This is a genomic window from Pseudomonas sp. RV120224-01b, from assembly GCF_003208145.1.
Taxonomy (GTDB): Bacteria; Pseudomonadota; Gammaproteobacteria; order Pseudomonadales; family Pseudomonadaceae; genus Aquipseudomonas; species Aquipseudomonas monteilii.
This window is the reverse complement of record NZ_QKMQ01000018.1, coordinates 136560-145384: the sequence shown is the minus strand read 5'-3', so window position 1 is coordinate 145384 and position 8825 is coordinate 136560. Positions and strand designations below refer to the sequence as shown.

8 protein-coding genes and 1 pseudogene are annotated in these 8825 nt (G+C 63.2%); 7 read left to right on the top strand and 2 right to left on the bottom strand.

From position 1 onward, the window contains the following. Positions 1–275: pseudogene (locus N436_RS23560) on the top strand (IS110 family transposase); the annotation flags it as partial. A 366-nt stretch (positions 276–641) separates the two neighbouring features. Here the strand turns inward: N436_RS23560 and polA are convergent. Then, the gene (gene polA / locus N436_RS23555; protein WP_110742075.1) at positions 642–3389 is read right to left on the bottom strand and encodes a DNA polymerase I; all 2748 of its coding nucleotides are present in this window, start codon (positions 3387–3389) and stop codon (positions 642–644) included. Between the two features lie 75 nt (positions 3390–3464). Between polA and N436_RS23550 the strand changes: the two genes are divergently transcribed. After that, positions 3465–3752 carry a DUF2782 domain-containing protein gene (locus N436_RS23550; RefSeq protein WP_010951520.1) on the top strand — a complete coding sequence of 96 codons (288 nt, stop codon included), beginning with the start codon at positions 3465–3467 and terminating at the stop codon, positions 3750–3752. 69 nt (positions 3753–3821) lie between these two features. Then, positions 3822–4772 carry a homoserine kinase gene (locus tag N436_RS23545; protein WP_110742074.1) on the top strand — a complete coding sequence of 317 codons (951 nt, stop codon included), beginning with the start codon at positions 3822–3824 and terminating at the stop codon, positions 4770–4772. A 112-nt stretch (positions 4773–4884) separates the two neighbouring features. Here the strand turns inward: N436_RS23545 and N436_RS23540 are convergent, their stop codons facing one another. Continuing rightward, positions 4885–5841, bottom strand: a complete 957-nt coding sequence (locus tag N436_RS23540; RefSeq protein WP_110742073.1) for a zinc ABC transporter substrate-binding protein — start codon at positions 5839–5841, stop codon at positions 4885–4887. Positions 5842–5859: 18 nt separating this feature from the next. Between N436_RS23540 and zur the strand changes: the two genes are divergently transcribed. The 4 genes from zur to N436_RS23520 all read left to right on the top strand — a co-directional run bounded on the left by zur (position 5860) and on the right by N436_RS23520 (position 8725). Further along, entirely contained in the window at positions 5860–6345 is a 486-nt protein-coding gene (zur, locus tag N436_RS23535; RefSeq protein ID WP_003253002.1) for a zinc uptake transcriptional repressor Zur, read from the top strand. Beyond that, positions 6342–7115, top strand: coding sequence for a zinc ABC transporter ATP-binding protein ZnuC (gene znuC, locus N436_RS23530; protein ID WP_016712841.1), 774 nt, complete (start codon positions 6342–6344; stop codon positions 7113–7115). The genes zur and znuC overlap by 4 nt, the downstream gene beginning before the upstream one ends. Next, a complete protein-coding gene (gene znuB / locus N436_RS23525) occupies positions 7108–7890 on the top strand; it encodes a zinc ABC transporter permease subunit ZnuB (protein WP_019099207.1) in 783 nt (260 codons plus the stop codon). The genes znuC and znuB overlap by 8 nt, the downstream gene beginning before the upstream one ends. Before the next feature lie 127 nt (positions 7891–8017). Beyond that, positions 8018–8725: a PA5502 family lipoprotein gene (locus N436_RS23520; protein ID WP_105947069.1), complete on the top strand. Its 708-nt coding sequence runs from the start codon at positions 8018–8020 to the stop codon at positions 8723–8725. The last annotated feature ends 100 nt before the right edge of the window (positions 8726–8825 follow it).

Genomic DNA, 8825 nt, shown 5'->3' with positions numbered 1-8825 from the left:
CAGCTCAAGCACTCAAGCAGGCTGCATCCAATGCTCGTAATGACAAGGGTTTCATTGGTGCATCGCACCGAGCCAGGCTGACTCGAATGGATACCAGCTGCGCCATCAAAGCCACTGCCCACCAGTTGGCACGACTGGTGTACAACCTGCTAACCAAGAAACAGGCTTATGTCGAAAAAGGTCTTGAGGAATTCGAAGCCAGGAGCCAAGACCGACAGGTCCGGGCTTTGCTTCGCAAAGCCCGGAAACTGGGGTACCAACTGGTGGCTGCCTGAGTGCTTAAAAAACAGTGGGTTGCATTTTGTTTGATGAGAGCTGGCTTGCCGGCGATGAGGCCGTATCTGTCGACCCAAATTCCGGGCAAAAAAAACCCCGGACTTCGTATGGGGAGGGGGAAGTTCGGGGTCCAAGTCCGGACCGCTAGGGCGGGGTCCAGATATCTGCCAACACTTAACACAACATAGGAGCATCGAAGGGCTTCACCAGCCATTCAGTTACTCTGAGTTCCGGTTCACCGGTTTAGTTCCGAAGCCCTGAAAACTATTTGCGATAGTTTCATGAAACTTCAGCACCAATGGCACTGAGCGGTGCCAGGATCCGCGTCACTACGTCGCAGATCCTACACAGCTTTCCCCGCTCAATCAGTGAGCTTCGTCCCAATTCGCGCCAATTCCTGCTTCCACCAGCAGCGGCACATCCAGTTCCGCCGCCTTGCTCATGTGCTGGCGAATTTCATCTTTCACCTGCTGAACCAGGTCCTCACGCACCTCAAGTACCAGTTCGTCGTGTACCTGCAGGATCACCCGGGCATCCAGCCCGCTCTCGCTCAGCCAGTTGTCCACATTGACCATGGCCCGCTTGATGATGTCGGCCGCAGTGCCCTGCATCGGCGCGTTGATCGCCGTGCGCTCGGCGCCTTTGCGCAGGGCCGGGTTCTTGGCGTTGATGTCCGGCAGGTACAGCCTGCGGCCGAACAGGGTTTCGACAAAGCCTTGCTCGGCAGCCTGGGCGCGGGTGCGCTCCATGTAGGCCAGTACGCCCGGGTAGCGGGCGAAGTAACGGTCGATGTAGTCCTGCGATTGCTTGCGGTCGACACCGATCTGCTTGGCCAGGCCAAAGGCGCTCATGCCATAGATCAGGCCGAAGTTGATGGCCTTGGCCTTGCGGCGTTGGTCGGTTGTGACGTCTTCCAGGGCCACGCCGAACACTTCCGCCGCCGTGGCGCGGTGCACGTCCAGGTCATTGCGGAAGGCATGCAACAAGCCTTCGTCCTTGGCCAGGTGGGCCATGATGCGCAGCTCGATCTGCGAGTAGTCCGCCGCCAGCAGCTTGTAGCCCGGGCTGGCAATGAACGCCTGGCGGATGCGGCGGCCTTCGGCGGTGCGGATCGGGATGTTCTGCAGGTTCGGGTCGCTCGACGACAGCCGGCCAGTGGCTGCCACTGCCTGCTGGTAGGAGGTGTGGATACGCCCGGTGCGCGGGTTGATCTGGCCCGGCAGCTTGTCGGTGTAGGTACTCTTGAGCTTGCTCAGGCTGCGGTATTGCATCAGTACTTCGGGCAGTGGGTAGCCTTGCTCGGCCAGCTCGTCGAGCACGGCTTCGGCGGTGGATGGCTGGCCCTTGGCCGTCTTGCTCAGCACCGGCATGCCCAGCTTGTCGTAGAGGATCGAGCCCAGCTGCTTGGGCGAGCCGAGGTTGAATTCCTCACCGGCCAGCTCATAGGCGCGCTGTTCCAGCTCGGCCATTTTCACACCCAGCTCACCACTTTGTACCTGCAGCAGTGCGGCATCGACCAACGCACCCTGGCGCTCGATCTTGGCCAGCACCGGCACCAGCGGCATTTCGATGTCCATCAGCACCGGCTGCACACTCGGCGTCTGCGCCAGACGCGCTTGCAGTGCGTGATGCAGGCGCAGGGTGATGTCGGCATCTTCGGCGGCATACGGGCCGGCCTTGTCCAGGTGGATCTGGTTGAAGGTGAGCTGCTTGGCGCCCTTGCCGGCGATGTCCTCGAAGGCGATGGTGGTGTGGTCGAGGTACTTCTGCGCCAGGCTGTCCATGTCGTGGCGGGTAGCCGTGGAGTTCAGCACATACGACTCGAGCATGGTGTCGTACGCCACGCCGCGCATGTCGATGGCAGGCGAGCCGTTGGCCAGGATGTTGATGTCGTACTTGGCGTTCTGCCCGACCTTGGCCTTGGCCGGGTCCTCCAGCAGCGGCTTCAGCGCCAGCAGCACGGCCTCGCGGTCCAGCTGGGCCGGCGCGCCTTCATAGTCGTGGGTCAAGGGCACATAGGCTGCTTCATGTGGCTCGACGGCGAACGACAGGCCAACCAGCTGGGCCTGCTGGGCGTCCAGGCCGGTGGTCTCGGTGTCGAAGGCAAACAACGGCGCCTGGCGCAGCTTCTCCAGCCAGGCATCGAAACGGGCCTGGTCGAGGATGGTTTCGTACTTGGGTTCGGCCTTGGCGGCTGGCGCCTCGACCGGTGCCACGTCATCACCGGCCTTGGCCGCGTCACGCTGCACCTCGGCGACCCAGCTCTTGAACTCCATCTCGGTGTACAGCGCCAGCAGCGCTTCACGGTCCGGCTCGCCACACACCAGTGCATCCACTTCGACATCCAGCGGCACGTCGACCTTGATGGTGGCCAGCTCATAGGACAGAAACGCCGCATCGCGGTGCTCTTCCAGCTTGGCCGGCAAGGTCTTGGCGCCCCGAATGGCCAGCGCCGGCACCTTGTCCAGGTTGGCGTACAAGTCGCTGAGGCCACCACCGATGCCGGTCAGCAGGCCCACGGCGGTCTTTTCGCCCACGCCCGGCACGCCGGGAATGTTGTCGACCTTGTCGCCCATCAGGGCCAGGAAGTCGATGATGTGTTCCGGGCCGACGCCAAATTTCTCGTGCACGCCAGCCACGTCCAGCACGCTTCCGGTCATGGTGTTGACCAAGGTAATGTGCCCGTCCACCAGCTGTGCCATGTCCTTGTCACCGGTCGAGATGATCACCGGGCGCCCTTGAGCGGCGCTGCTGCGGGCCAGGGTGCCGATGACGTCGTCAGCCTCGACACCCTCGACGCACAGCAACGGGTAGCCCAGCGCCTTCACGCTGGCATGCAGCGGCTCGACCTGCACGCGCAGGTCGTCCGGCATGCTGGGGCGGTTGGCCTTGTACTCGGCGAACATGGCATCGCGGAAAGTGCCGCCTTTTGCGTCGAACACCACCGCGAACAGGCTGTCGGGGTATTGCCTGCGCAGGCTCTTGAGCATGTTCAGCACACCCTTCACCGCACCGGTCGGCATGCCCTTGGACGTGGTCAGCGGCGGCAGCGCGTGGAAGGCGCGGTACAGGTAGGAGGAACCGTCCACCAGGACGAGGGGCGCTTGGCTCATGAGCAGAATCAACCTTTTCGACGGGTCCGGCGCTAGAATAGCCAGAATCATTGACGACAAAGGGACTAGGTTATCATGCGTACACTCAATCGCCTGTTACTGCTCGGCCTGTTGGCAACCATGCCTGTCGTTACCCTGGCGGCGGACGACGCCCCCTCGGCCGATCCCGAGGTGACCATTCGCACGGAAGGCGACAAAACCATCCAGGAATACCGGCAGAACGGCTTCCTGTATGCGATCAAGATCACGCCGAAAAACGGCAAGCCTTATTTCCTGGTACGCGCTGATGGCACTGATGCCAATTTCATTCGATCCGACCAGCCGGACATGCTGATTCCGTCCTGGAAGATCTTCGAGTGGTAATCTGACGCGCACCGTTCACATCAACCCGGCACTTCCCGGCGGAAGTGCCCGTATGGGCAATTTTTCATCATGTCAGTCTTCACCCCCGTGACCCGGCCTGAGCTGGAAACCTTTCTGGCGCCGTACGAGCTGGGCCGTCTGCTCGACTTCCAGGGCATTGCCGCCGGCACCGAGAACAGCAATTTCTTCGTCAGCCTCGAACAGGGGGAGTTCGTCCTGACGCTGATCGAGCGTGGGCCGAGCGAAGACATGCCGTTCTTCATCGAACTGCTCGACACCCTGCACGCTGCCGACATGCCGGTGCCGTATGCCATTCGTGACCGCGATGGCAATGGCCTGCGCGAACTGTGTGGCAAGCCTGCGCTGTTGCAGCCACGGTTGTCGGGCAAGCACATCAAGGCGCCGAACAACCAGCACTGCGCCCAGGTAGGCGAACTGCTGGCGCATATTCACCTGGCCACCCGCGAGCACATCATCGAGCGCCGTACCGACCGTGGCCTGGACTGGATGCTGGCCTCAGGTGCCGAGCTGCTGCCGCGCCTGACTGCCGGGCAAGCCGCCCTGCTGCAGCCGGCGCTGGACGAAATTACCGCGCACAAGGCGCAGATCCTGGCCTTGCCACGGGCCAACCTGCATGCCGACCTGTTCCGCGACAACGTGATGTTCGAAGGCACCCACCTGACCGGTGTGATCGACTTCTACAACGCCTGCTCGGGGCCGATGCTGTATGACATCGCCATCACCGTGAACGACTGGTGCCTGGATGAACACGGCGCGATCGATGTGCCACGCGCCCAGGCGCTGCTGGCGGCCTATGCGGCGCTGCGGCCGTTCACGGCGGCCGAGGCCGACCTGTGGCCGGAAATGTTGCGGGTAGGGTGTGTGCGCTTCTGGCTGTCGCGCCTGATTGCGGCGGAATCGTTCGCCGGGATGGATGTGATGATCCATGACCCTAGCGAGTTCGAGGTGCGTTTGGCGCAGCGCCAGCAGGTGGCTTTGCACCTGCCGTTCGCTCTCTAGTTCCTCTTCGGCCTCTTCGCGGGCGCGCCCGCTCCCACAGGTACAACGACAACCTTGAGGTTTGTGTTATCCCTGTGGGAGCGGGCATGCCCGCGAAGAGGCCGGAACAGGTTTATAGCTGTTCCAGACAGCCAGCCAGGTCACCACCCAGCTTCTCCAGCAAGCGCTCATAGCCCTTGCCATCAACCGGGTCGGTTCCGCCCAAGGCATCCAGCTCAGCCAGGCGCACCGGCAGCCCGGCAGTCAATGTTTCAGCCAAGCGCGGTCGCAGCGGCGGCTCGCTGAACACACAAGTCTTACCCACTTCCTGCAGGCGCTTGCGCATGGCAGCAACATGTTGCGCGCCCGGCTGCACCTCGGAGGCCACGCTGAACACGCCCGTGTGTTTCAGGCCGTACTCGGCCTCGAAGTAGTCGAACGCTTCGTGGAACACGAAGTACGGTTTGTCGGCGATACCCGCCACACGGGCCTTGATACGCCCATCCAGCGCATCCAGGCGCTCATCGAACGCCTTGAGGTTGCTCTGGTAGCGGGCAGCGTTGGCCGGGTCTACCTGAGCCAGGTCCGCAGCCATTTTCGCCGCGATTACCCGCGCATTGACCGACGACAGCCACAAATGTGCATCGAGACTACCCGGGCGGTGATCGTGGTCATGGTCGTCGTGATCCTCTTCCTCATGGGAGTGGCTGTCCTCGCCAAAATGACGCAACTTCATGCCCGTCAGCGACTGCACGGCCACCGTGGGCTTGCTGCGGCTGCCCAGCACCCGCGGCAGGAAGTTCTCCATGTCCGGGCCGATCCAGTACAGCAGGTCGGCATCGCCTACCCGCCGCACGTCGGAAGGGCGCAGCGCGTAGTGGTGGGGTGAAGCACCTGGCGGCAACAGTACATCAGGGCTGCCAACGCCTTCCTGCACGGCGGCGGCGATCTGCTGCAGGGGCTTGATACTGGTGAGCACGCGCACATCGGCCTGGGCGGAAAATGCGATGAAAGCGACAAACAGAGCTAGGAATCGGGACACGGTGGATACTCGAGTCGTCAGAAACAGGTAACATAATAACGTCTCCATCCAGAACCGTCGCTGCCCATGTCCATCACGCCGCTGGCCAACCGTCCTCACGATCACTCCCATTGCGTACACAGCGCACTGGCTGAAGCCGACGCCTTGTGCACCCGCCAGGGCCTGCGCCTGACCGCGCTGCGCCGCCGTGTGCTGGAACTGGTGTGGCAAAGCCACAAGCCGCTGGGCGCCTACGACATCCTCGCCGTGCTCAGCGAGCAGGACGGCCGCCGCGCCGCTCCGCCTACGGTGTACCGCGCGCTGGACTTCCTGCTGGAAAACGGCCTGGTGCACCGCATCGCCTCGCTCAACGCCTTCATCGGCTGCAGCCACCCCGAGCACGTGCACCAGGGCCAGTTCCTGATCTGCCGGGCCTGCCATGTGGCCATCGAGCTGGAGCAAAGCAGCATCAGCGAGGCCATTATCAACAGCGCCAAGGGTGTGGGCTTCACGGTCGAGACCCAGACCGTGGAAGTGGTCGGCCTGTGCGGCAATTGCCGGAGCGCGGCATGAGCGATGCGCTGATCCGCCTGGAACAGGTGGGCGTTACCTTTGGCGGCGAGGCGGTGCTCGACAGCATCGACCTGTCGGTCGCACCAGGGCAGATCGTCACCCTGATCGGCCCCAACGGGGCAGGCAAAACCACCCTGGTGCGCGCCGTGCTCGGGCTGCTAAAGCCGCACCGCGGCAAGGTATGGCGCAAGCCGAAACTGCGCATTGGCTACATGCCGCAGAAGATCCAGGTCGATGCCACACTGCCGCTGTCGGTGCTGCGCTTCCTGCGCCTGGTGCCCGGCGTAGACCGCGCGGCAGCCTTGTCGGCGTTGCAGGAAGTGGGCGCCGAGCAGGTCATCGACAGCCCGATCCAGACCATTTCCGGCGGCGAGATGCAGCGCGTGCTGCTGGCCCGTGCTTTGCTGCGCGAACCCCAACTGCTGGTGCTCGACGAGCCGGTGCAGGGCGTGGACGTGGTCGGCCAGACCGAGCTGTACAACCTCATCACCCGCCTGCGCGACCGCCACGGCTGCGGCGTGCTGATGGTGTCCCACGACCTGCACCTGGTGATGAGCGCCACCGACCAGGTGGTGTGCCTGAACCGCCACGTGTGCTGCTCGGGTCATCCGGAGCAAGTCAGCAACGACCCGGCCTTCGTCGAACTGTTCGGCCAGAACGCACCGAGCCTGGCCGTTTACCACCACCATCACGACCACAGCCACGACCTGCACGGCTCGGTCGTCGCCCCCGGCACCCATGTTCACGGAGAGCACTGCAAGCATGGCTGATTTTCTTCTTTACGCCTTGCTTGCGGGATTGTCCCTGGCAGTAGTTGCGGGCCCACTCGGTTCTTTCGTGGTGTGGCGGCGCATGGCGTATTTCGGCGATACCCTGTCCCACGCCGCGCTGCTGGGCGTGGCAATGGGTTTCGTGCTGGACGTGAGCCCGGCCCTGGCGGTAACCGTCGGCTGCCTGTTGCTGGCGATCCTGCTGGTTACCTTGCAGCAACGCCAACCGCTGGCCTCCGACACCCTGCTCGGCATCCTCGCCCCCAGCACCCTGTCGCTGGGCCTGGTGGTACTGAGCTTCATGCACGATGTACGCATCGACCTGATGGCCTACCTGTTCGGCGACCTGCTGGCCATCAGCACCACCGACCTGGCCTGGATTCTCGGCGGCAGTGCGCTGGTCCTGCTGCTGCTCGCCGTGCTGTGGCGGCCGTTGCTGGCCGTTACCGTGCACGAAGAACTGGCGATGGTCGAAGGCCTGCCCGTAGCCGGGCTGCGCATGGCGCTGATGCTGCTGATTGCGGTGGTGATTGCCGTGGCCATGAAGATCGTCGGCGTGTTGCTGATCACCTCGCTGCTGATCATCCCCGCCGCTGCGGCGCAACGTCACGCCCGCTCCCCCGAGCAGATGGCCCTGGGCGCCAGCCTGCTGGGCGTTACCGCCGTCTGTGGCGGCCTGGCCATGTCCTGGTTCAAGGACACACCCGCCGGCCCATCGATCGTGGTCTGCGCGGCGGTGCTATTCTTGCTGAGCCTGGCCCTGCCAAAACGCTGAAATACAGGGCGTGTGATGGCACGCCTTGCAACCTTTTGCCGGGTAAAGGGTCTGTAAGACCTGTTTTCGAGCGTGCGCACCTGGGTGTAGACTTGCTCGCTTTTTGCGCAAATAGAGAGTCGCAGGAATGAAGCCGTTCGCCTCCCGTTATCTGCTTGTTGCCGCGTTTTCCCTGTTCCTGGCTGCCTGCTCCAGCGCGCCGGTCGAACAGGCCGCCGTACCTGCCCAAGCCGATGCCTGGCAGCAGTTGCAACAAAACATCGCCAGCAACGAGCTGGCCACCGCCGAAGACCAGCTGGCAGCCCTGCAGGCCCAGTCGCCTGACGACGCGCGCCTGGAGCAATACCAGCGTCAGTTGGCCGAAGCGTATCTGCAACGCAGCCAAATCGTCCTGCAGAAGGGCGATGTGAACGCAGCAGCTACTGCCTTGGCCCGTGCCCGTGCACTGATGCCGCAAGCCCCGGCGGTGACCGGTGGCGATCCCCTGTCCCAGGCACGCAAGGCCGAGCTGGAGAAGGCAGAGGCTGCCTTGAAAGCTGCTGAAGCCAAGCCCAAGGCACGCATCATCGACCCGACAGCGCCAAGCACGGTGGTGGCCTTGAAGACCACCGATAGCCGGGCCATGCGCCGCCAACTCGATGACATTGCCGCCGATGTGGTGAGCTATGACTGCGAAGTGGTGTTCCAGGTGCCGCGTACTGATGATGCGCCTTGGCTGAAGACCTTGCTGGAGAAACGCGTGCGCAAGATCGACAGCGGGTTTGAGCTGAAGCAGAAGCATGAGATTCAGCGTTCGCTGCCGGCGCAGGTGGTATTGGTGCCACACCTGCAATAAAACTTTAAGGCCCTATCGCCGGCAAGCCAGCTCCCACAAGTACTGCACAAAGCTCAAGGCCTGCGCAGTACCTGTGGGAGCTGGCTTGCCGGCGATGGGC

Excerpts from the sequence above, each read along its gene's own strand:
- polA (WP_110742075.1), bottom strand. The coding sequence starts at position 3,389 with ATGAGCCAAGCGCCCCTCGTCCTGGTGGACGGTTCCTCCTACCTGTAC.
- N436_RS23550 (WP_010951520.1), top strand. The coding sequence starts at position 3,465 with ATGCGTACACTCAATCGCCTGTTACTGCTCGGCCTGTTGGCAACCATG.
- N436_RS23545 (WP_110742074.1), top strand. The coding sequence starts at position 3,822 with ATGTCAGTCTTCACCCCCGTGACCCGGCCTGAGCTGGAAACCTTTCTG.
- N436_RS23540 (WP_110742073.1), bottom strand. The coding sequence starts at position 5,841 with ATGGAGACGTTATTATGTTACCTGTTTCTGACGACTCGAGTATCCACC.
- zur (WP_003253002.1), top strand. The coding sequence starts at position 5,860 with ATGTCCATCACGCCGCTGGCCAACCGTCCTCACGATCACTCCCATTGC.
- znuC (WP_016712841.1), top strand. The coding sequence starts at position 6,342 with ATGAGCGATGCGCTGATCCGCCTGGAACAGGTGGGCGTTACCTTTGGC.
- znuB (WP_019099207.1), top strand. The coding sequence starts at position 7,108 with ATGGCTGATTTTCTTCTTTACGCCTTGCTTGCGGGATTGTCCCTGGCA.
- N436_RS23520 (WP_105947069.1), top strand. The coding sequence starts at position 8,018 with ATGAAGCCGTTCGCCTCCCGTTATCTGCTTGTTGCCGCGTTTTCCCTG.